The 21780-nt window shown below is 69.8% G+C and carries 24 protein-coding genes; 13 read left to right on the forward strand and 11 right to left on the reverse strand.

Annotated features, from left to right (window positions below):
- Window positions 1-145 precede the first annotated feature (145 nt).
- Window positions 146-352, forward strand: coding sequence for a glycine zipper 2TM domain-containing protein (locus JWP60_RS01195; RefSeq protein ID WP_299785565.1), 207 nt, complete (start codon window positions 146-148; stop codon window positions 350-352).
- A gap of 252 nt (window positions 353-604) precedes the next feature.
- Window positions 605-832: a glycine zipper 2TM domain-containing protein gene (locus JWP60_RS01200; protein WP_299785566.1), complete on the forward strand. Its 228-nt coding sequence runs from the start codon at window positions 605-607 to the stop codon at window positions 830-832.
- On the opposite strand, the gene JWP60_RS01205 is transcribed toward JWP60_RS01200, so the two are convergent.
- The 4 genes from JWP60_RS01205 to JWP60_RS01220 all read right to left on the reverse strand — a co-directional run bounded on the left by JWP60_RS01205 (window position 829) and on the right by JWP60_RS01220 (window position 5429).
- On the reverse strand, window positions 829-1296 hold the full coding sequence (locus JWP60_RS01205; protein WP_299785627.1) for an aromatic-ring-hydroxylating dioxygenase subunit beta: 468 nt from the start codon (window positions 1294-1296) through the stop codon (window positions 829-831). The genes JWP60_RS01200 and JWP60_RS01205 overlap by 4 nt on opposite strands.
- 106 nt (window positions 1297-1402) lie before the next feature.
- Entirely contained in the window at window positions 1403-2767 is a 1365-nt protein-coding gene (locus tag JWP60_RS01210; RefSeq protein ID WP_299785568.1) for an aromatic ring-hydroxylating dioxygenase subunit alpha, read from the reverse strand.
- A gap of 83 nt (window positions 2768-2850) precedes the next feature.
- Window positions 2851-4551, reverse strand: coding sequence for a DUF4394 domain-containing protein (locus JWP60_RS01215; RefSeq protein ID WP_299785569.1), 1701 nt, complete (start codon window positions 4549-4551; stop codon window positions 2851-2853).
- A 221-nt stretch (window positions 4552-4772) separates the two neighbouring features.
- On the reverse strand, window positions 4773-5429 hold the full coding sequence (locus tag JWP60_RS01220) for a DedA family protein (protein ID WP_299785571.1): 657 nt from the start codon (window positions 5427-5429) through the stop codon (window positions 4773-4775).
- A 34-nt stretch (window positions 5430-5463) separates the two neighbouring features.
- On the opposite strand from JWP60_RS01220, the gene mutL reads away from it, so the two are divergent.
- Both mutL and JWP60_RS01230 read left to right on the forward strand, forming a co-directional pair.
- On the forward strand, window positions 5464-7275 hold the full coding sequence (mutL, locus tag JWP60_RS01225; RefSeq protein ID WP_299785573.1) for a DNA mismatch repair endonuclease MutL: 1812 nt from the start codon (window positions 5464-5466) through the stop codon (window positions 7273-7275).
- A gap of 41 nt (window positions 7276-7316) precedes the next feature.
- Window positions 7317-8159, forward strand: a complete 843-nt coding sequence (locus JWP60_RS01230) for an alpha/beta fold hydrolase (protein WP_299785575.1) — start codon at window positions 7317-7319, stop codon at window positions 8157-8159.
- On the opposite strand, the gene aroD is transcribed toward JWP60_RS01230, so the two are convergent.
- From aroD to JWP60_RS01245, 3 genes are all read right to left on the reverse strand, one after another.
- A complete protein-coding gene (aroD, locus tag JWP60_RS01235; protein ID WP_299785577.1) occupies window positions 8146-8925 on the reverse strand; it encodes a type I 3-dehydroquinate dehydratase in 780 nt (259 codons plus the stop codon). The two genes, JWP60_RS01230 and aroD, sit on opposite strands and share 14 nt — an antisense overlap.
- Before the next feature lie 68 nt (window positions 8926-8993).
- Window positions 8994-9233 carry a hypothetical protein gene (locus tag JWP60_RS01240; protein WP_299785579.1) on the reverse strand — a complete coding sequence of 80 codons (240 nt, stop codon included), beginning with the start codon at window positions 9231-9233 and terminating at the stop codon, window positions 8994-8996.
- Between the two features lie 93 nt (window positions 9234-9326).
- On the reverse strand, window positions 9327-9713 hold the full coding sequence (locus tag JWP60_RS01245; RefSeq protein ID WP_299785581.1) for a response regulator: 387 nt from the start codon (window positions 9711-9713) through the stop codon (window positions 9327-9329).
- 126 nt (window positions 9714-9839) lie between these two features.
- Here JWP60_RS01245 and miaA point away from each other — a divergent pair, with 126 nt between their 5' ends.
- Entirely contained in the window at window positions 9840-10778 is a 939-nt protein-coding gene (gene miaA / locus JWP60_RS01250; protein WP_299785583.1) for a tRNA (adenosine(37)-N6)-dimethylallyltransferase MiaA, read from the forward strand.
- Complete coding sequence (locus JWP60_RS01255; protein WP_299785586.1) at window positions 10778-11422, forward strand: ABC transporter ATP-binding protein; 645 nt, start codon at window positions 10778-10780, stop codon at window positions 11420-11422. The genes miaA and JWP60_RS01255 overlap by 1 nt, the downstream gene beginning before the upstream one ends.
- A 38-nt stretch (window positions 11423-11460) precedes the next feature.
- On the opposite strand, the gene JWP60_RS01260 is transcribed toward JWP60_RS01255, so the two are convergent.
- Genes JWP60_RS01260 through JWP60_RS01270 form a run of 3 tightly spaced genes read right to left on the reverse strand, consistent with a single transcriptional unit; the run spans window position 11461 to window position 12729 of the window.
- Window positions 11461-12036 carry a thioredoxin fold domain-containing protein gene (locus tag JWP60_RS01260; RefSeq protein ID WP_299785588.1) on the reverse strand — a complete coding sequence of 192 codons (576 nt, stop codon included), beginning with the start codon at window positions 12034-12036 and terminating at the stop codon, window positions 11461-11463.
- Complete coding sequence (locus JWP60_RS01265) at window positions 12033-12428, reverse strand: hypothetical protein (protein WP_299785590.1); 396 nt, start codon at window positions 12426-12428, stop codon at window positions 12033-12035. Before JWP60_RS01265 ends, JWP60_RS01260 begins: the two co-directional genes overlap by 4 nt.
- Window positions 12429-12477: 49 nt before the next feature.
- A complete protein-coding gene (locus tag JWP60_RS01270) occupies window positions 12478-12729 on the reverse strand; it encodes a hypothetical protein (protein WP_299785592.1) in 252 nt (83 codons plus the stop codon).
- A 220-nt stretch (window positions 12730-12949) separates the two neighbouring features.
- Between JWP60_RS01270 and JWP60_RS01275 the strand changes: the two genes are divergently transcribed.
- From JWP60_RS01275 to JWP60_RS01290, 4 genes are all read left to right on the forward strand, one after another.
- Window positions 12950-13426 (forward strand): hemerythrin domain-containing protein, encoded by a 477-nt coding sequence (locus JWP60_RS01275; RefSeq protein WP_299785594.1) that lies wholly within the window; start codon window positions 12950-12952, stop codon window positions 13424-13426.
- 38 nt (window positions 13427-13464) lie between these two features.
- Window positions 13465-15981: an FtsX-like permease family protein gene (locus JWP60_RS01280; protein ID WP_299785596.1), complete on the forward strand. Its 2517-nt coding sequence runs from the start codon at window positions 13465-13467 to the stop codon at window positions 15979-15981.
- Window positions 15978-17021 (forward strand): carotenoid 1,2-hydratase, encoded by a 1044-nt coding sequence (locus JWP60_RS01285; RefSeq protein ID WP_299785597.1) that lies wholly within the window; start codon window positions 15978-15980, stop codon window positions 17019-17021. The genes JWP60_RS01280 and JWP60_RS01285 overlap by 4 nt, the downstream gene beginning before the upstream one ends.
- Window positions 17022-17114: 93 nt before the next feature.
- On the forward strand, window positions 17115-17597 hold the full coding sequence (locus tag JWP60_RS01290; protein WP_299785599.1) for a hypothetical protein: 483 nt from the start codon (window positions 17115-17117) through the stop codon (window positions 17595-17597).
- Here the strand turns inward: JWP60_RS01290 and JWP60_RS01295 are convergent.
- Entirely contained in the window at window positions 17594-19276 is a 1683-nt protein-coding gene (locus JWP60_RS01295) for an acyl-CoA dehydrogenase family protein (protein WP_299785601.1), read from the reverse strand. The genes JWP60_RS01290 and JWP60_RS01295 overlap by 4 nt on opposite strands.
- Window positions 19277-19333: 57 nt before the next feature.
- Between JWP60_RS01295 and JWP60_RS01300 the strand changes: the two genes are divergently transcribed.
- The 3 genes from JWP60_RS01300 to JWP60_RS01310 are packed head-to-tail and all read left to right on the forward strand — an operon-like array spanning window position 19334 to window position 21744.
- A complete protein-coding gene (locus JWP60_RS01300) occupies window positions 19334-19753 on the forward strand; it encodes a VOC family protein (protein ID WP_299785603.1) in 420 nt (139 codons plus the stop codon).
- A 42-nt stretch (window positions 19754-19795) separates the two neighbouring features.
- Window positions 19796-20017 carry a hypothetical protein gene (locus JWP60_RS01305; RefSeq protein WP_299785605.1) on the forward strand — a complete coding sequence of 74 codons (222 nt, stop codon included), beginning with the start codon at window positions 19796-19798 and terminating at the stop codon, window positions 20015-20017.
- Entirely contained in the window at window positions 20014-21744 is a 1731-nt protein-coding gene (locus tag JWP60_RS01310; RefSeq protein WP_299785607.1) for a thiamine pyrophosphate-requiring protein, read from the forward strand. Before JWP60_RS01305 ends, JWP60_RS01310 begins: the two co-directional genes overlap by 4 nt.
- The last annotated feature ends 36 nt before the right edge of the window (window positions 21745-21780 follow it).

Raw genomic sequence — 21780 nt, forward strand, 5'->3', positions numbered from 1 at the left:
TCCATCTCCTGCACGCGGCCCTGCGGCTGGCCGACACAGCCCATCAGGCGACTCCTACAGTCCGGCAGCCTCCTTCTACATACATTGGATGCCACAGGTTGCCGCGCCTCTCGCGGTTTTCGGACAAAGAACTGGAAGGTATCCCATGAATACGAAATTCATCGCTGCTGTCGTGACCGCTGCTTCCCTGCTGGGCCTCGGTGGCTGCGCCAACATGGATCGTTCGACCGTCGGTACCGTCGGTGGCGCCGTGGTCGGTGGCCTGGTCGGCAGCGCCGTCGGTGGCACGGGTGCGACCATCCTGGGTGCCGGCGCCGGCGCCCTCATCGGCAACCAGGCCGCCAAGCGCTGAAGCACCAGCAGGCGCTCGCGCGAGCGGGGTCGAGGCGAAAGCTTCGACCCCGTTTGCTTTTGCATTCCGACAAATGAATATGCCTGGGGTGCCTCAGCCAATTCCCGAGCGCCTGCAATGAGGGCTGTGTAGAGACGACAGCGCCTGTCTCGCGGCTCCTACAGCCCCGCAACAGCAGCCTTTCTACATTCATATGCACAAGGTTGCCGCGCCTCTCGCGGCTGGCGAACAAACAGTTGGAAGGTGATCCTCATGAAGACGAAGTTCATTGCCGCGGCCCTCACGGCCGCTTCCCTGATGGGCCTGGGTGGCTGCGCCTCGATGGGCGACCGCCAGACCGTCGGTACCGTTGGCGGAGCCGTGGTCGGCGGCCTCGTGGGTAGCGCCATCGGTGGCACGGGCGCCACGATCCTGGGTGCCGGCGCCGGTGCGCTTGCCGGCAACCAGCTCACGAAGCCCGGCCACGCTCTCAACCGCTAAATCGGGTAGATCAGCGAGTTGAGAACCATCTCGCTGTCGTAGATACACGCCCGGCTGGCCAGCTTCAGGCCACTGGGCGTGCGTTCGATTTCGTCGATGTAGCGGCCCACGTTGTACACCTCGCTGACCTCGCCCGGCCGCGTGCGGAACACCGCGTAATTCGCCTGCGCACGAAGGCGATTTCCCTCCTGCGCGAGCAACTGCACCGGCCCCACCACGTGCCGCGTGTAATACGGCCCGTGGTAGATGGTTTGGGTGATTCCGTAGACCCGGTCCTTCATCATCCCCTGGCTTTCCAGATCGATCAGCGCCAGCGGCAAGCCCCGGTCGAAGTTCTCGCGGGCCTGCACCTTGTAGCGACCCTGCGCGAGAAAGAAATCGGGCCACGCGTCGAAGCGGCGTTCGTCCAGCGCCGCGCCATAGTCGGCGTTGAAGGCATCGATCTCGCTGCGCAGAAGCAGCATCGCAATGGCATCTTCGCGCGCCCGGCCCATGTCGCTCGGCTCGCTCACTGGACTACCCTCCGCACTACGCGCTGCGGGACTATTCGCCTTGGGGCGGCCCGGCGGCTCATACGCCCATCACCTTGCGCCAGTAGGCGTACATGCTGCGAATCAACGTCTCGGTCACCATGTGCTCGGTGCCCTGCGTGTCGGTGCCTCCGAGTTCGCACACCGTCTGGCCGTCCTCGCCCCATTGCCGAAAGCCGTCCTGGCTGTACTGGATCACCTCGCCGTCGTCGGCGCTGACAAAACCGGCCGGGCCGAACAGGTTGGATTGACGCAGGCGCCGGCGCGTCATCTCTTCGCTGTCGTCGGCAAAGCCGAAGTGCGTCCACACGAAGTCGAAGCTGCCCTCGCCGCGCGGCACGATGTGCCGGGTGGAGAGCGAATTCACCTGCTGCTGGATGATGAGGCTGGGGAACAGCGTGATCATGGTGACGCTGGGCGTGATCGGCGTGCCGGGGTTGGCGGGATCGTCGACCGTCCACCAGGGCTCGGGCACCACGTCGAGCAGGCGGGTGTCGTGCAGGGCCATGTCGGCCTTGAAGCTGGTCACGCCCTGCGTCACGGCCTTGTTCTCGCCACCGTCGTTGCGGCGCGAGATCATCACCGCGTGGCGGCCGTGCGCGTCCATCACCATGCGGCTTTTCTGGTCGGCGCGCCACAGGCCGAAGGTGACGAACCAGGTGTGCAGCAGGCCCGGGTGATACGGGTCCTTGATGTTCTCCATCATCAGCTTCCAGTTGCCCGGAATGCGCTGGCGGTTGTATCCCAGCAGGGTGAGCTTGCGGCCCGCGAAGATGCGAGCCAGCCACGGCACGACCTGCGGGCCGAGATAGTCCTCGAGCGATTCCGCCTCCGCGCTGAAAGTGGCGAAGACCAGCCCGTGCAGCACCGCCACGCGCAGCTTCGTCAGGCCATGCTGCTTCACGTCGAAGTCCGCGGGCATGCCGCCTTGCACGCACGGCTGCCCTTGCCCGTCGACCGCCCGCACGCCGTCCTTGAACGGCAGCCCGGCCAGATCGCCATTGAGCTTGTAGGTCCACTGGTGATACGGGCAGACAAAGCTGCGCGCCTTGCCATGCGGCTGCTGGCAGAAGCGCACGCCCCGATGCGCGCAGCGGTTCTCCACGACGCGGATCCCCGAATTGGGGTCAGGTTCGGATTTCGCAGCAGCTGCGAAATCCGAACCTGACCCCAATTGTTTGGCGGCGCGGTCGCGGACCATGATCACCTGGCGCTCGCCCACCCAGGTGAGGCGATAGTCGCCGACCTCGGGGATCTCGATGGCCAGGCCGACGTAGCACCAGTGCGGGCCGTAGAAGATCTTCTCGAGCTCCTGCCGATACAGCTGCGCGTCGGTATAGGCCCAGAAGGGCACGCGGCTGGAAGCGGCGCCGCTCCAGCGCGCCAGGGATTCGGGGGCGTTCATGGCAGTCTCCTGCCCCCGATCATAGGAAGGCTGCGGAGCGCGGTCCAGCCGCGGCGCAAGCCGCGACGGGCCCGCGCCGCCACTCAGAGCCGGATCGCCAGGTCGATGATGTTGGCGGGTCCGCCCGCACCGCCGATCAAGGACTGCGATGCATCACCGCTCGTGTTGTTGTACAGGGTCGCCGCGCCGGAGCTGAGCGAGATCGTGAACAGCGAGAACGGACCGCTCGTCCCGGTGCGCAAGGCCGCCAGCACGAGGCCGTTGTTGCCGCCCGCGATGTCGAACCCGGCCGCGCCCGTGATGTCGATGCCCAGCGCTCCCTCGTTCGTCAGCGTGCCGCTGTTGATCGGGCTTTGCTGCACGAGCTGGTCGCTGGTCTGGTCCAGGTCGTGCAAGCCACCGCCGGCCGTGTGCGCCGCGGCCACGATGGAGGGCACGGTGCCATTCGCGTTGGTGAGGGACGTGTCGGTCGTCACCTGGCCCGCCGTGAACACCGTGCCGTTCACGGTCATGCTCTCGGGCACGACACGCAGGTTCTGGCCATTGCTGGTGATCACGCGCAGGCGATCGGTCGCGGGATTGAAGTCGACGGAGGTGATGGTGCCGTTCAGGCCGGTGAACGGCGCGCTGGTATCCGACGGATCGGCCGTCAGCGTGGCACGCAGCGTCGCGGCGCCGGTGGTCGCATCGATCGTGTACAGCCGCCCGCCGTCCGTCACGCCGTACAGCAGCTGGTCGGCCGGGCGCACGTCGATGCCGCGCAGCACTTCGCCCGCCACCAGGCCGGTGACGGCGACGTTGCTCGCGATCGTGTTCGGCGTCGCCGGATTGAAGGACAGCAGCCGGTTGTCGCTGGTCAGGGCGATGGCGACCGGTGCCGCCACGGCTGCCAATGCGAGGCCGCGGATGGCCTCGCCGCCGGCGATGACGCCCACCCGCGTCGCCGCGGCGCTGGTGGCGCCGAGGTCGATCGTGTAGAGCGCGACTTGGCCGTTCACCTGCAGGGCGGCGTAGCCGATATTGGTGCGCGGATCGATGTCGAAGCCGTTGCTGGCGTCGGCCGCCACGCCCAGCGGCACGCCCGCGTCCAGGGTGCCGTTGTTCTGCGGGTTCAACTGGAACAGGCGGCCGGCCGCGACATCGAGCACCTCGAGCTGCGAGCCGGTCGTACCGACGAAGGAGTTCGTGTACGCGGCCGCGGTAATCACCGAGCCGGCCGGATTGATGGCGGTGTCGGTGGTGGCCGCGCCCGTGTCCACGTTGACGCGCAGGTTCTGGCCGGTGTCGCTCACTACCCGCAGGCGATCGTTGAGGGGATTGAAGTCCATGCCGAAGCTGGTGCCGGACAAGGCGGTGAAGGGGTTGTCGTCGTTCGCAACGGGCCGCAGCGTGGATTTCAGCGTGGCGACGCCGGTCAGCGGATCCAGCGTGTAGATGTTGCCCGCATTCGACAGGGCGTAGAGCGCGCCATCGGCCGGGCGGCGGTCGATGCCGACGAGGCTTTCGCTGGCGGTCAGGCCGCTGATGGTGGCCGTGCTGAGTTGCGTGCCCGGGCTCGTGCGGTTGAAGGAGATCAGGCGTCCCGAAGCCGTGAGCGCCACCGTGTCGCCGAGCGTCGCCGGTGCCGCTGACGGTGCGGGACCCGGCGCTGGCGCAGGGGCCGGTCCTGGCGCCGGTGCCGGAGCGGGCGCGGCCGGGTTCGAGTTGTCGTTACCGCCGCCGCCGCAGGCAGCCAGGCCGCAGGTGGCGAGGACCAGGGCCGAGAGCCGGATGTTCCAGTGCATGGTGTCTCCCTTGAACGCTGTCTGGAAAGCGCGCTTGCAGAAGGCACGAATGCTTTCATCTCGGAAGGTGTGCCCTCGACGGGAGAGGTAAACACCGTATCGAACCGTAGCCGAGCGCGTCCACACTGCTTGCGACGGCATCACGTTCCGCCACCGATGGCCAAGGCCCGCCGCGAACATGCGGTAACAAGCGGCCGGCGCCAAGCACAGCCGCTGGGCGCTCAGCCGCGGGCTGCGGCCGCGTTCTTGCGCCTGGCCTTCCACGCGCCGGCCAGCACGAGCAGTCCCGGCACGAGGATCATCGCCCAGATGATTTTTTCCAGATTCGCCTTCACCCAGGGGATGCTGCCGAAGAAGTAGCCGGCCGTGATCACGCCGCCGACCCACAGCGTGCCGCCGGTGATGTCATAGAGACTGAACTTGCGGCGCGTCATCTGCGCCACGCCCGCCACGAAGGGCGCGAAGGTGCGCAGGAAGGGCATGAAGCGCGCCAGCACGATGGTGATGCCGCCGTACTTCTCGTAGAAGGCATGCGCCTGCTCGAACGCGCGCTTGTTGAACAGCCGCGAGTCCTCCCACTGGAACACGCGCGGGCCGAAGTAGCGGCCTATCGTGTAGTTGCTCTGGTTGCCGAGCACCGCCGCCGCGATCAGCAGCGCCACCGAGAGCGGATAGCTCATGACGCCGACGCCGCTCATCGCGCCCACCACGAACAGCAGCGAGTCGCCGGGCAGGAAGGGCATGACGACCACCCCCGTCTCGATGAAGATGATCAGGAACAACAGCGCATACACCCAGGCGCCGTAATTCGTCACGAAGTTTTCCAGGTGGCGGTCGACATGCAGGATGAAGTCGACGAGCAGCATCAGCACGTCCATGGCGGGGATTATCACCGCCCCTAGAATGAGTTGAATGAGTGCCGTCCTGTCCCCCACCCCGCGCCGCCCGATCCGCGAGCTGCCCGACGAACTGGTCAGCCAGATAGCGGCCGGCGAGGTGGTCGAACGCCCGGCCTCCGTGGTGCGCGAACTGGTGGACAACGCGCTGGACGCGGGCGCGGCGCAGGTCACGGTTCGCCTGCTCGCCGGTGGCGTGCGCCTGATCGCGATCGAGGACGACGGCTGCGGCATCGCCCGCGAGGAACTCCCGCTGGCCCTGAAGCGCCACGCCACCAGCAAGATCGGCTCGCTGGCGGACCTGGAGTCGGTGGTCACCATGGGCTTTCGCGGCGAGGCGCTGGCGGCGATCGCCTCGGTGTGCGAGCTGCACCTGCTCTCGCGCACCGCTGGCCAGGCGAGCGCCTTCCTGCTCGATGCGGGCACCGGCGAATTGCGCCCCGCGGCGCGCGCTACCGGCACCACGGTGGAAGTGAAGGAGCTGTTCTTCAGCACGCCGGCGCGCCGCAAGTTCCTGAAGACCGACGCCACCGAGCTGGCCCACTGCCTGGAGGCCGTGCGCCGCCATGCGCTGGCGCGGCCCGATGTCGGCTTCACGGTGTGGCACGAAGGCAAGCTGGTGGAGCAATGGCGCCCCGGCACGCGCGAGCAACGACTGGCCGATGTGCTGGGCGAAGACTTCCTGGCCGACAGCGTCGCCATCGACCATCGCGCCGGGCCGCTGCGCATCAGCGGCCGCGCCGGCATTCCGGATGCGGCCCGCTCGCGCGCCGACTGGCAGTTCGCCTATGTCAATGGCCGCTTTGTGCGCGACAAGGTGATCGCGCACGCGGCGCGCAGCGCCTACGAAGACTTGCTGCACGGGCAGAAACAGCCGGTGTATGCGCTGCACCTGGAGATCGCCCCGGAGCGCGTCGACGTCAACGTGCACCCGACCAAGATCGAGGTGCGCTTTCGCGATGGCCGCGAGGTGCACCAGGCGGTGCGGCGCGCCTTGGAGTCGGCGCTGTCGGCACCGCGCGCGGGCGTGGTGCCGCCAGCGCAGGCGGCGCTACCGATCGCAGCGCCTTCGATGCCGCCGTGGCGGCAGCCGGCGATTCCCTTCGCGGGCGAGCCGGTGTCGGATCTCGGCGCGCTCTGGGGCAAGGGCCCGGTAGGCTGGGCTGCCGCAGGCACCCCAGCTTCGGCGGCAATCGCCGGGGTGCCTGCGGCAGCCCAGCCTACGAACAGCCAGCCCGATCAAACTTGGCCCCTCGGCCGCGCCATCGCCCAACTGCAAGGCATCTACATCCTTGCCGAGAACGCGCACGGGCTGGTGATCGTCGACATGCACGCGGCGCACGAGCGCATCGTCTACGAGCGCCTGAAGACGCAGATGGACGCGCAGGCGCTGCATAGCCAGCCGCTGCTGATCCCCGCCACCTTTGCCGCCACGCCGTCGGAGATCGCCACGGCCGAAGCCGGCCAGGCGACCCTGGAGACGCTCGGCCTGCAGATCACCCCCTTCACGCCCAGGACCCTGGCCGTGCGCGCGGTCCCCGCCAGCCTGGCGCAGGGCGACGCGGTGGAGCTGGCGCGCAGCGTGCTGGCCGAACTCGCGCAGCACGATGCCAGCAGCGTGGTCGAACGCGCCCGCAACGAACTGCTCGCCACCATGGCATGCCACGGCGCAGTGCGCGCGAACCGCAAGCTCACGCTGGAGGAAATGAACGCGCTGCTGCGGCAGATGGAAGCAACCGAGCGTTCGGACCAGTGCAACCACGGGCGGCCCACCTGGCGGCAATTGAGCCTGCGCGAACTGGACGCCTTGTTCCTGCGCGGCCGGTAAACGGCTGAACTTAGCGCCCGGCAGCGGGTCTGCCACTGTTCATGAATCGCCGCCTGCTCTTCACCGCCATCGCCGCGGCCACCCTGCTCACCGTCGGCTGCTCCAGCCTCGACGCGCGCGAGCGCCAATGGATCTTCCAGCCCAGTGACAACGCCTGGGGCGGCAGCGCCTCCGAGGCCGAGGGCATGCAGGACGTGTGGATCCCGTTCCACTCCGAGGTCACCGGCGAGGACTCGCGCCTGCACGGCCTGTGGCTGGCGGCGCAGCAGCATCCCGAGTCCGGCCCGGTGCTGCTGTTCCTGCACGGCGCCCGCTGGAACGTCGAAGGCTCGGCGCCGCGCATTCGGCGCATGCAGGAACTGGGCTTCTCGGTGCTGGCCATCGACTATCGCGGCTTCGGCAAATCGACGCCCGGCCTGCCCTCCGAGGACATGGCCTACGAGGATGCACGCGCCGCCTGGTCCTGGCTGGCAGCGAAGTACGGCAAGCGGCCCCGCTACGTCTTCGGCCATTCGCTGGGTGGGGCGGTCGCCATCGACCTGGCCTCGCGGGTGCAGGACGAACAGGGCGTGATCGTCGAAGGCACTTTCACGTCGATCGCCGACGTCGCCAGCAGCATGAAGTGGGGCTGGTTGCCGCTGGCGCCGCTGATCACGCAGCACTTCGATTCGCTCCACAAGGTGGCCAAGGTGCACGCGCCCCTGCTGGTGGTGCACGGGGCCGAAGACACCCTGATCCACAGCGAGCTGGGGCGCCGCCTGTACGACGCGGCCCCCGGACGCAAGAAGTTCATGCTGGTCGAAGGCGGCTCGCACTTCAGCACCATGGCCGTGGGCCAGGCGCAGTACCGCGAGGCGCTGGCGCAGTTCTTCAGCCTGCAGTAGCGCGCTGCAGGACGGAGAGGGCGGCGCGCACGTCCTCGATCGCGATCTGCCCCGGCGCCGAGGCCGACGCACCCACGGCAAAAGTCAGCGCGGAGCCGAAGACGCCGCCGCACAAGCGGCTCACTGCGCCCAGCCCGCCCATCGCCATGCTGATGACGGGAATATCCAGTTCGCCGCTGGCCTGCAGCGTGGCCCCGAGCAGCGCGTGCACCTCGCCCATGGATTGCGGCATCACGGCCACCTTGGCGATGTCGGCGCCGAGCTGCCGCGCCTGCGCGAAGCGCGCCACCAGGTCGGCCGCGCAGGGCGTGCGCTGGAAATCGTGGAACGACAGCACCAGCGGCAGCCCGTGCCGCTGCGTCAGCGCGCGAACGCGGGCGACGTCGTCCGCGGCGTTGCTCATCTCGAAATCCATCAGGTCGACGCAGCCGCTGGCCGCCACCGCTTGGTAGAGCGCCAGCACCTGCGGCTCGTCGAGGGCGATGGGCTGGCCGCCCTCACGCCGGGCGCGGCGCGTGAACAGGATGGGCACGCCCGCCGCGGCTTCGCGCAAGGCGGATGCCGCCGCGAGCACTTCGGCCGGGTCGGTGAGGGCGGCGAAGAAATCGACCCGCCACTCCAGCAGGTCGGGGCGCTTGGCGGCCACCGCCTGCGCCTCGGTGATCAGGGCCGCGCGGGTACGGGCCACCAGCGGCGCGCAGATCGCAGGCAAGCGCCCGCCGGCCAGGGGCTGGCCGCCCAGTGTGATTGCTCGTGCCTGTTGCAAGTGCCGCTCCCGCGCTGGATGCGCGGGCGGATTGTACGAAGCGACCGGGGGGCCAAAGGCCTGGGGTGCTAGTTCGAGTGGCCGCCTTGGCCCGCGTCCGCCTGGGGGTGGCTGCCACCCTGCGGTTGCTGTTGCTGCTGGGCCGAACCGCCCTCGTGCGACGGGCTCGCTTGCCCAGCCTTGTGGAAGCCGAGTTTGCTCAGCTCCCGCTCGAGCATTTCCTTGCGCACGGACATCGGCAGCGACTCCGTGGCCCAGGAGCCTGCGTCGCGTTCGTCGGGTCCGTTGCCGGATCTGGTTCCAGTCATGTCGTGATTTTAGTCCGCGTGGGCGTGCTGACTGTCGGTAGCGGGGACGTCACGTGGTACGAACTTTCCGACGCATCCAGCCAGCTGAGCAGATCATGGCCCGGAATTTTCCTGGCTGCTCAAGCCGCCGAGCCAGCCGATGAACTCGCCGGTCTGGCCCTTGTCGAACACCGCATCGGCGCCCAGGTCCAGGCAGTGCTGCCGCACCCCCGGCGTCGCGTAGCTGCTGAACACGACGATCCGCCCGCCACCGGGGTCGGCCTTGGCGCGGCGGATCACATCCATGCCGGCGCCCTGCTCCAGCACGAGATCGACCACGGCCACGTCCCACCCGCCGCGGTGCTCGTCGAGCCACAGCTTCGCTTCCGCTTCGGTTGGCGCGGCGCCCACGATCGTCAAACCACCAATGGACGAGAACAGGTCACCCAGCAAACCACGCATGCGCTGCAGGTCTTCCACAAGGAACACCCTCAGTTCCACCCACTGCTCCTCGAAATTTCACTGTGACCATTGTCCGCCTGGGGGCACCTTTGCGGTGAACGGTGAAACCATTTGCACGCGGGCCGCGTGATCGACGGGGAGCTGGTCTCTGCTACTCTCGACCGGATGTCCACCGATGCGCTGCCCGCCCTGGTGGCGCTCGCCGGGCCGACCGCCTCCGGCAAGAGCGCCGCTGCGCTGCTGCTGGCCGAGACGCTGGACGCGGAAATCGTCAGCGTCGATTCGGCACTGGTCTATCGCGGCATGGACATCGGCACCGCCAAGCCCACGGCCGAAGAGCGCGCGCGCATCCCCCACCACTTGATCGACATCCGCGATCCCGCGCAGGCCTACAGCGCCGCCGAATTCGCGGCCGATGCCCAGGCGCTCGTGCGCGCGATCCGCGAGCGCGGCCGGCGCGTGCTGCTGGTGGGCGGCACCATGCTGTACTTCAAGGCGCTGTTCGAAGGACTCGCGACCATGCCGGCGGCCGATGCCGAGGTGCGCGCAGCCATCGCGGCCGAAGCCGCGCACGCGGGCTGGCCGGCGCTGCACGCGCAACTGGCGGCGGTGGATCGCGTCACCGCCGCGCGGCTCGCGCCCCACGACGCCCAACGTATCCAGCGCGCGCTGGAAGTCTGGCGCGTGAGCGGCCAGCCCTTGTCGCATTTCCACGCGCAGGCGCAGGCCGCGCCGGGGCTGCGTCCCGATCTCTTCCTCTCGCTCGAACCCGAGGATCGCGGCTGGCTGCACACCCGCATCGCGCAGCGGTTCGACGCGATGCTGGCCGCAGGCTTGCTCGACGAGGTGCGGCAACTGCGCGCGCGTGGCGACCTGCATGCCGAGTTGCCCAGCATGCGCTGCGTGGGCTATCGGCAGGCATGGGAAGCGCTGGACCACGACGAGCCGGTGGCCGCGCTGCGCGAGCGCGGCATCGCCGCCACCCGGCAGCTCGCCAAGCGCCAGCTCACCTGGCTGCGCGGCCTGCCCGAGCGGCGCGTGATCGCCTGCGACGCGCCCGATGCCCTGCAACGCGTGCTGCGCGCCGCCGGGGTGGCCGCCTGATGCTGCAGGTGCAGGGACTGGCCAAGCGCTATGGCGAGGTCGCGGTGTTCCGCGACGTCTCGCTGCAGGTCGCTGCGGGCGAGTTCGTGGCGATCGTCGGCGAGTCCGGCGTGGGCAAGTCGACGCTGCTCAATTGCATGGCCGGCCTCGACGTGTGGCAGGAAGGCCGCGTGCTGGTCGACGGCACCGACCTCGCCACGCTCGCCGACGAGGGCCGCGCGCTGCTGCGGCGAGCCAAGCTGGGTTTCGTGTTCCAGGCCTTCCACGTGCTGCCGCACCTGGACGTGTCGCAGAACGTGGGGCTGCCGCTGTTGCTGCTGCAGCGGCCCGATGCGAGCCGGGTCGCGGCGATGCTGCAGGCGGTCGGCCTGGAAGGATTGGGTGCGCGCTTGCCGCAGGAGCTGAGCGGCGGCCAACTGCAGCGCGTCGCGATCGCACGCGCCCTGGTGCACAGACCGAAGCTGTTGCTGGCCGACGAGCCCACGGGCAACCTGGATCCGGCGACCGCGGCGCGTGTGATGCAAGTGCTGCGCGGACAGGCGCGCGAGAGCGGCAGCGCGCTGGTGCTGGTCACGCACTCGGCCGCGGCCGCGCAGCAGGCGGATCGCGTGCTGCAGTTGCGAAGTGACGGGATTGCAGAGTGATCCCGGCCGCACCGCTCGCGTGTGTGCGAGCGATCAAGTCATCCCGGTGACGTCAGCCCCAGCTTCTGCGCCAATTCGGCCGTCGGCACCGCGCCGTCGATCGTCACCAGTTCGCCGCTCTGCGCGTTCTTGCCGATGATCGTCGGGACGCCGCCGAAGCCGAAGGCGGTGAGCAGTTGCGTGTTCTGGCGCACCGCCTGCTTCTGCGCATCGGCCACGCCCATCGCGGCTATGCCGCCTTGCTGCTGGCGCACCGACGCTTCGTTCTGCTCCATGCTGGCGACCGGGTCGGCGGCAGCGAGGATGGCTGCGCCCTGGGCGACGCTCTTGTCCCCCAGCAGGCCCACCGGAATCCAGACGAAACGCGCTTGCGGCTTGAGCGGCTTGGCGGCCTCCCACAGGGCGGCGCAGTGCGGGCACTGCGCGTCGAAGAAGACGTAGACCACGCGCGCGCTCATCGTCGAACCGACGTTGAAGCCCTTGGCGTCCGCCGCGATGCGTTCCAGCGAAACGGGGGCCGACGGCTGCGCCGCAGGCTTGTCGCCCCCCTCCTTGCCGCAGGCGGCCAGCAGCATGGCAGCCGTGCTGGCAGCCAGCAGGACGCGGCGCTTCACGGCGTGGCGGTGGCTTCGAGGCCACCGATCGAGGAGCAGTACTCCATGAATTCGCGGGACTCCGATTTGAGGAAGACGGCGTCGGCACCCAGCCGCAGGCAGTGGTCGCGGATGCCGTCGCTGGCGTAGTCGCTGAACACCACGATCTTGCCGCCATGCTCGCGCGCGCAGCTGCGCGCCTGCGAGACCACGCCCATGCCACTGCCCTGGTCCAGCACCAGGTCGATCACCGCAAGATCCCAGGCGCCGGGATGCTCGGAGAGCCAGAACTTGGCCTCGGCCTCGGTGCCGCTGGTGCTGGCGAGGCTGAAGTCGCCCACGCCGGCCAGCAGGTCCGTGACGATGCCTTGCATGTGCACCATGTCCTCGACCAGAAATACGCGAACGCTCACCGGCGACACCTTCTCTTCGTCTACAGCATCCGGGATTCTAGTTGCGCCCTCACGAGCGCGCCTGCACCTGTTCCAGCAGTTCGGATACCTCCTCGAGCTCCTCCGCCGCCTGCTGCATTTTCTTCTCCAGCGCGGCGTTCTGCCGGATCGCCCAGGCGACGTCCCCCTTCTTTACGTGCGCGGGCAACTCGCGCTCGAGCGCCCCGTGCGTGAGACCGAGTTCGGCGCTGGCGACTTCGAGGTCGCGCTGGACCTGGTCGGTCCGGGAGCGGGCGGCGTCGAGTTGCGACTCCTGGTCCATTGGCTTTCCTTTTCTTTAGACGTCGCCAAGCGTAGAGGCGGACCGAAGCCGGGGCCGTCGGCCGATGTGACACGCGCCGGGTCGGAAGCGCCCGCATGCACCGCGCGCGCCGAACCGTACGCGCGTAGTCGCACCACAAGCACAGCTACCGCCGTTCTCCTACAAGGCATGGCGCGCCCGCTCACGATCATGTAGTGCCATTCACCAAGGAGAACGAACGATGGCAACCCGTGCCCCGAAAGATGCTTGCGACCTGCTCGACGCCGACCACCGCGCGGTCAAGAAGATGTTCAAGGAGTACGAGGAACTGATGAACGCGCGCGGCCGCAGCGTCCCGCAGAAGAAGATGGACCTGGCCCGCCAGATCTGCCACGAGGTGACGGTGCATGCGCAGATCGAGGAAGAGATCTTCTACCCGGCCTTGCGGGCCGTTCTGAAGGACACCGACATGCTGGCCGAGGCGCAGGTCGAGCACCAGTCCGCCAAGGACCTGATCGCGCAGCTCGAAGGCGCAAGCGAAGCCGACGAGATGTTCGACGCCAAGGTCACCGTGCTGGGCGAGTACATCGACCACCACGTGAAGGAAGAGCGCAACGAAATCTTCCCGAAAGCCCGTTCGGCCCGCAAGCTGGACCTGATGGCCATGCGCGATGATCTGATGGCGCGCAAGGAAGAACTCATGGGAGAGACCGCCTAAGCACGCGTGGTCGTCGGGGACGCGGGCACAATCGCCCGATGCTCGCGCTCCTCGCCACCTACTCCTGGCAGGAAGTCCGCCATCATGCGTGGCGCAATGCCACCGCCGTGCTCGCCGTCATGCTCGGCGTGGCGCTGGCTTTTTCGGTTCACCTGATCAACGCCTCGGCGCTCGACGAGTTCTCCAGCGCCGCCCGTTCGGCCGGCGGCCAGCCGGACCTGGAACTGCGCGCCATCCAGGGCGCGATGGACGAATCCCTCTACGCGCGCGTCGCCACCGATCCCGAGGTGCGCACCGCCAGCCCCGTGCTGGAACTGCAGACCCTGGCCATCGCGCGGGACGGCACGCGCGTGGCCTTGCGCGTGCTCGGCATCGATGCGCTCGTCGCCGGCAGCGTGGCGCCCGACCTGCTCCCCGTTCCGGCCGAGGGCAGCGAGCGCCTGGCCGTGCTCGCGCCCGATACCGTGTTCCTCAACCGGGCTGCGCAGGCGCTGCTGCCCGCCGGCCGCGTACAGGTGCAGGCCGGCCTCGCCCTGCGCACGCTGCGCGTGGCCGGCAGCACGCGCACCGGCGGCGGGCCGCTGCTGGTGATGGACATCGCCGCCGCGCAGGACCTGTTCGCGCGCGACGGCCAGCTCACCCGCATCGACCTGCAGCTGCGGCCGGGCGTGGCGCACGCGGACTGGTTGCGCCGGCAACGATTGCCCGCCGACGTGCAGGCGGCCGAGCCGGGCGACGCGGGCCGGCGCGTGAGCCAGCTCTCGCGCGCCTATCGCGTGAATCTCACCGTGCTCGCGCTGGTCGCCTTGTTCACCGGCGCCTTCCTCGTGTTCTCGGTGCTGGCCCTGAGCGTCGCGCGGCGCGCGCAGCAACTGGCGCTGCTCGGGGTGCTGGGTCTGACTGCACGCCAGCGCCTGCAACTGGTGCTGGCCGAGTCCGGCGTGCTGGGGCTCGTCGGCAGCGCACTGGGCATCGCCCTCGGTTCGGCGCTGGCCGCCGCGGCGCTGGCGCTCCTTGGCGGCGATCTCGGTGGCGGCTACTTTCCCGGCGTGCAGCCGCGGCTGCAGTGGAACGGACTGGCGGCCGCGGGTTACGGCGGCCTGGGCCTGGCCGCAGCGATCGTCGGCGGCTGGCTGCCGGCGCGCAATGCGGCACGGCTGCCGCTCGCGCAGACGCTCAAGGGCCTGGGCACGGCGCTGCCGCGCGGCCGGCGCCACCTGCCCGGATGGCTGATGCTGGCCGCCGCCGGCTTGCTGGCGCTGCTGCCTCCGATCGCGGGCATCCCGCTTGCGGCCTACATCTCGGTGGGGCTGCTGCTGGTGGGCGGCATCTCGGTGCTGCCCGGGGCGGTCGGTGCGCTGTACGACCGGCTCGCGCCTTACGTGGCGAATCGCCTGTTGCCGCTGCTGGCCGTGGAGCGCGCACGGCGCGTGCGCGAGAGCGCGGCCGTCGCGGTCAGCGGCGTGGTCGCGGCCCTGTCGCTGGCGGTCGCCTTGACCGTGATGGTGGCGAGCTTCCGCCAGTCGGTGGCCGACTGGCTCGACGTGCTGCTGCCCGCGGACCTCTACCTGCGCACCAGCAACAGCACGGCGGCCGGCGACACCGCCTTCCTGCCAGCGCCACTCGTGCAGCAACTCGCGCAGGTGCCCGGCGTCGCGCGCATGTCGACCCTGCGCGTGCGCAACCTGCTGCTCGATCCGGCGCGGCCTCCGGTGACGCTGCTCGCGCGCACCGTCGGCCATGCCGGCAAGACGCTGCCGCTGGTGGGCGAAGCGGTGGCCGTGCCCGCCGGCGCGGTGCCGGTGTACGTCAGCGAGGCGATGGTCGACCTGTACGGCGCGCGCCGCGGCCAGCCGCTGCACCTGCTGGAGCCGGCGCTCGGGCCCGGCCCCTTCGTGGTGGCCGGTGTATGGCGCGATTACGCGCGGCAGGCCGGCGCCATCGCGATGGACCAGCGCGACTACCTGCGCCTGACCGGCGACGCGCGCGTGAACGACGCGCAGATCTGGCTGGCGCCGGGCGCCTCGGCCGACGACGTGCAGGCGCGCGTGCGTGCCCTGGTGGCGCGCACCAGCGGCGACCCCGGCCTGATCGAGTTCGCCTCGGCGGCGGACGTGCGGGCGATCTCGCTGCGCATCTTCGACCGCAGCTTCGCCGTCACCTACTGGCTGCAGGCGGTGGCGATCGCGATCGGCCTGTTCGGCGTGGCGGCGAGCTTCAGTGCGCAGGTGCTCGCGCGGCGCAAGGAATTCGGGCTGCTCGCGCACCTCGGGCTCACGCGCCGGCAGATCCTCACCGTGGTGGCCGGCGAAGGCGCGGCGTGGACTTTCATCGGCGCGCTGGCGGGTCTGGCCTTGGGCCTCGGCGTGGCGCTGGTGCTGGTGCACGTGGTCAACCCGCAAAGCTTCCACTGGACGATGGACCTGCTGCTGCCCTGGGCGCGCCTGATCGCCCTATGCGCGGCGGTGGTGATCGCGGGCACGTTGACGGCCTGGCTCGCCGGCCGCGCGGCCGCGGGACGCGATGCCGTGCTGGCCGTGAAGGAGGATTGGTGATCCGCCGGCGTCCGCTGCTCGCTGCCCTGGCCTGCGGTCCGGCCGCCTGGGCGCTGCCCGCAGCGCACCTGCAATTCCCCGCGGACCACGGCGCCCATCCGGCGTCGCGCACCGAGTGGTGGTACATCACCGGGCACGCGGAGCAAGGCGAGCGCAGGTTCGGCTTCCAGGTCACCTTCTTCCGCTCGCGGGTCGCGCAGACGCAGGACTTGCGATCGCGGTTTGCCGCCAAGCAGTTGCTGTTCGCGCATGCGGCGGTCACCGACCTTGCGGGCGGCAGGCTGCTGCACGACCAGCGGATCGCGCGGGCCGGCTTCGGCATCGCCGAGGCCGCGCAGGACGATGGCCGCCTGCGCTTGCACGATTGGACGCTGGTGCGAGAGGGTGACACGTGGCACGCGATGGTGCCTGCCAGCGGCTTCGCGTTCGACCTGCGCTGCGCGGCGACGCAACCGGTGCTGCTGCAAGGCGAGCAGGGCCTCTCGCGCAAGGGGCCCTTGCCGAAGAACGCGAGCTACTACTACAGCCAGCCACAACTGGCGGTGGCCGGCACGCTCTCGGTGCAGGGTCGCCCGCTCGCGGTCACCGGCAAGGCGTGGCTCGATCATGAGTGGAGCGACGAGTACCTGCCGCCGGAGGCGGTGGGCTGGGACTGGCTCGGCATGAACCTGGACGACGGCGGCGCCCTCACCGCCTTTCGCCTGCGCCGCGCCGACGGCAGCACGTTGTGGGATGGCGGCTCCTTTCGCAACGCAGAAGGCGCCCTGCATGTGTCGCTCCCCGGCGAGACCGAGTTCCGGCCGCAGCGGCGCTGGAGCAGTCCGCTCTCCGGCGCGAACTACCCGGTCGAATGGACGCTGCGCACGCCGGCGGGCGTGCACACCGTGCGGGCGCTGATGGACAACCAGGAGCTCGACAGCCGCAGCTCCACCGGCGCGATCTACTGGGAAGGCCTCTCGGACCTGATCGACCCGCAGGGCCGTCGCGTCGGCCGCGGCTATCTGGAGATGACCGGCTACGCGACGCGACTGCGGATGTAGCGCGGGTGCGCCATCGGGCCTATCCCAAGCGGCAGTGGGCACGCCGGCCGCGGCGCGGCACGATGGCGGTCACAACAACCTGAGGACCGCGCCATGCCCGACATCCCCGCCTCCGAGCTCTGCGCGCTGCTGGCCCGCCTGCTCGCCCACGGCCGCAATCCCGAGACGCGCCGCACTGCGGTCGCCAACTTCCAGCAGCTGCATGCCGACCTGCGACGCTGGAACGAGGAGCTGGTGGCGGTGCTGCGTGCCTATCCGGGCTTCGTGCAAAGCGGCGCGCCGCCCGATTACGACCGCTTCCTCGACCGGCTGGCCGCCTGCCGCGATGCGCTGGGCGAAGCCGACGGCAGCAGCGACGCCCATGCCACCCTGCTGCAAAGCGCGCGCAACACCACCGACTTCTTCTGGCAACTCGCTGCCGATGCCGGGCCCTACCTGCAGCGCCGCCCGCGCGTGATGGACGCGATCCAGACCTACGAGGCCGCGTCGGCGATGGCGTTCGCGGAACTGCGCAGCACCGCGCGGGCCGCGGGCCTTGCGCTGCCCGACCTGCCCGCGAGCGTGACCAGCGCCTAAGCCTGTGCCTGCGTGCCGCCGGCGAGCGCGCCTTCCAGCAGGCTGCGCGCCACCACCTTGAGCGCCAGCGTCTCCTCGGCGCCCTCGAAGATCGACAGCACGCGGGCATCGACGAAGTAGCGGCTGACCGCCGACTCCTCCGCGTAGCCCATGCCGCCATGCAGTTGCAGCGCCTCGCGCGTGACCATCTCCGCGGACCGGCAGGCCAGCAGCTTGACCAGGCTCGCTTCCATGCGGCCTTCACCGCGATCGACCAGGGCTGCCACGTGCACCGCGAGCTGCCGGCAGGCGGCCAGCCGCGCGCCCATGCGCGCCAGCTTGGCCAGCGTCAGCGGAAAATCGACCAGCCGCTGGCCGAACACGTGCCGGTCCTGCCCATGGCGGATCGAGGCCCGCAAGGCAGCGCGCATCACGCCGCAGGCGCGCGCCGCCGTCTGCATGCGCCCGCCCACCATGCCTGCCATCGTGAAGTAGAAGCCCTTGCCCAGCCCCGCTTCGCCGCCGAGCACGTTGGCATCCGGCACGAAGAAGTCATCGAACTGCAGGTCGAAGGAATGCATGCCGCGGTAGCCGATGGTGGCAATCGCGCGGCCGGCAAGCGCGCCGCCGCCGCCCTGCCGGTACTCGAAATCGTGGCTGTCGAACGAAGGCTTCTCCACCAGCAGCACGCTCAGCCCCTTGTGGCCCAGCGAGCGGTCGGGGTCGGTGCGCGCCACCACCATCAGCAGGCCCGCCTTGCCGGCGAAGGTGCACCAGGTCTTGGCGCCATCGAGCCGCCAGCCGCCCTCCGCCCGCGTGGCCCGCAGCGTCAGGCCGGCGACGTCCGAGCCGTGGTCCGGCTCGGTGATGGCGATGGCGCACAGGGGATCGCCGGCGGCCAGCCGCGGCAGCCAGTGCGCCTGCTGCTCGCGCGTGCCGCCGGCCAGCAGCGCGCGGCCCAGGATCTCGGGCCGCGTGATCAGGCTGCCGGCAGCGGCCAGCGAGCCCTCGGAGAGCGCTTCGGTCACCAGCACCATGAGCAGCGCGTCCTCGCGCGCGTCGGGCGCGCTGCCGCCGTATTGCTCGGGGATCGAGAGGCCGAACACGCCCATCTCGCGCAGCGGCTGCAGCAGCGACTCGGGGACGGTGAGGTTCTGCCGGTGGATTTTCTCCGCCTGCGGCGCCACCACTTCGGCCGTGAAGCGGCGGAAGGCATCCTGCGCCAGGGCATGCGCTTCTTCGAGGCGCACCACGCCGACCTCGCCCTGGACGTCGATCACTGCCCGCCCGGCGGCCGCGAGCGCCTGTGCGCCGGCGGCCGATTGGCGCAGGGCATTCCATGCGGCGCCATCGCTGTCGCCGTTCAGCTCCGCCAGCGGCAGCCCCAGCTCGAGGAACAGCGTTTCCAGCCGCGCCTGCACGGCGCCGGCTGCGTCGACGGCAAACAGCAGTGCCAACTGCGCATCGAGTGCGCTGCTGCCGGCATCGACCCGGGCGAGAGAGGTCTCGGCCGCCAGCAGGTCCGCGGCCGCCCAGGCCAGCTCGAACGAAGCCACCTGATGCGCGTCGAGCGCACGGCCGCCGAGCCGGCCCTTGCTGCTGCAGCGCGCGGCCAGCACGTGGGTGCTGCGCTCGAAAGCGCGGCGCAGTCCGGCCAGGCGCGTGCCCGCGACCGCGATGTGATGCTGCCTCTCGTCCATGCGGGTCTCCTGCGCCCCATTCTGCGGCATCATGGCCGCACCCGAGCCCGCGCTGCCATGAAGCCCCGCATCACCCTCATCACCCTGGCGGTCGACGACCTCGAACGCGCCGTGCACTTCTACCGCGACGGCCTGGGCCTGCCCACCGAGGGCGTCGTCGGGCAGCAGTTCGAGCACGGCGCGGTGGCCTTCTTCGACCTCGCACTGGGTCTGCGCCTCGCGCTCTGGCCGCGCGCCAGCCTGGCGCACGACAGCGGCCTGCCGCTCGGCCCGCGCAGCGCCACCGAATGCTGCCTGGCGCACAACCTCGCAACCCGGGAGGAAGTCGACGGCGTCATGGCGCAGGCGAAGGACGCCGGCGGGCTGATCGTCAAGCCGGCGCAGGACACCTTCTGGGGCGGCTACGCCGGCTACTTCCAGGACCCGGACGGGCACCTCTGGGAAGTGGCGTTCAATCCGCAGATGTTGCCGGGATAACGCGGCAGCAACTACTCGCGGCTGCGGTTTGCACGAGTGTTCTTGAACGCAGAAGTCGCAGAAGTCGCAGAAGTCGCGCAGAACACGCAGAAGGAAACCTTTCAGGAATTCTTCTGCGTGTTCTGCGTTGCTTCTGCGACTTCTGCGTTCAGAAATGGCTTGAAGCACCCGCAGCCGAACCGCAGCCCACCGCAGCGCCAGAAAACACAAAAGGGTTTCCCCCATCGGCATGCGCCGGCCGCTGCCTATCCTGCGGGATCATGAGCCCCGACTCGCACCGCAGCACGGCCTGCCACTTCCTCGATGGCCTGGTGGAAGCCGGCATCGAGCACCTGTTCTGCAACCTCGGCACCGATCACGTGTCGCTGATCGAAGCGATGGCGCTGTTCGCGCGCGAGGGGCGGCCGCAGCCGAAAGTCGTTCTGTGCCCGCACGAGAACGTCGCCATCCACATGGCCGGGGGCTATGCCGCCGTCACCGGGCGCGGCCAGGGCGTGCTGGTGCACGTCGATGCGGGCACCGCGAATGCGGCAATGGGCATGCACAACCTGTTCCGCTCGCGCTGGCCGGTGCTGCTGATGGCGGGCAAGTCGCCCTTCACGCTGCGCGGCGAGTTGCCCGGCTCGCGCGACAACTACGTGCACTTCGTCCAGGACCCCTTCGATATCGGCAGCCTGGTGCGTCCCTACGTGAAGTGGGAATACACCTTGCCCAGCGGCGTGGTTGCCAAGGAGGTGCTGCGGCGCGCCCACAGCGTCATGCAGAGCGACCCGCCCGGTCCCGTGTTCCTCACGCTGCCGCGCGAGACGCTGGCGCAGGAATGGCCGTCGGCGCAAGTGGCCAGCTTTCCGGCCGAACGCTTCGGCCCGGTGCAGGCGGGCGGCCTGTCTGCCGGCGCGGCACGCGAGGTCGCGCAGGCGCTGCTGCAGGCGAACAAGCCGGTGGCGATCGCCTCCTACCTGGGACGCAAGCCGCAGGCGGTGGCAGCGCTGGAAGCGCTGGCGATGGAGTGCGGCGTGCGCGTCCACGAATTCATGCCGACCGCCATGAGCGTGTCGCGCGACTCGCCCTGCTTCGGCGGCTTCGACCCGGCCAAGGCCTTGGCGGGCGCGGACCTGTGCCTGCTGCTCGATACCGACGTGCCCTGGCTGCCCAAGTTCACGCGCGCCGATGCGGGTACGCGCTTCATCCACATCGACATCGACCCGCTGAAGCAGGACTTCCCGATGTGGGGCTTCGCCAGCGACCTGCGCTTGCAGGCGGACTGCGCCCAGGCGCTGGCCGACGTGCTGCAGGCGGTGCGCGAGCTGGCCGACGCTTCCTTCACGGAGCGCGTGCGCGAACGCACGGCCGCCTGGCCTTCCGAACGAGCGCAGCGGCTGGCGGCCATTGCCGACGCGGGTGCGCAGCCGGGTGGCAGCGGCGCGATCGCACCGGCCTTCGTGGCTGCGGCGATCAACCGCGCGATTGCGCCGCAGGACATCGTCGTCAACGAGGCGATCCGCAATTCGCCCGCGGTGCTGCAGCAGGTGATGCGCACCCAGCCAGGCACGCTGATCGGTTGCTCGGGCGGAGGCCTGGGCTATAGCGGCGGCATGGCGCTCGGCGCGAAGCTCGCGTTGCCGGATCGGCGCGTCGTGCAGGTAGTGGGCGACGGCGGCTTCCACTTTTCGACGCCGACTTCGGTCTACGCCGTGGCACAGCGGTATGGCCTGCCTATCCTCACCGTGGTCCTGGACAACGGCGGCTGGCAGGCGGTGCAGGAAGCCGTGCTGCGTGTCTACCCCGAGGGCGAGGCCGCCGCAAGCAGGCAGTTCCAGGCGCAGTTCTCCGGCGAGGTGCGCCGCTTCGACCAGGTGGCGCAGGCCTTTGGCGCGCATGGCGAATACGTGACGCAGCCGCTGCAGTTGCAAGCATCCCTGGCCCGCTGCATTGCCGCGGTAGACGCGGGCCAGGCCGCCGTGTTGCACGTGAAGATCGCCGCCCTCTAACCCGTAGGCTGGGCTCGCGCAGCGACCCCAGCTCCC

It is taken from the genome of Ramlibacter sp., assembly GCF_028291745.1.
Classification (GTDB): domain Bacteria; phylum Pseudomonadota; class Gammaproteobacteria; order Burkholderiales; family Burkholderiaceae_C; genus Ramlibacter.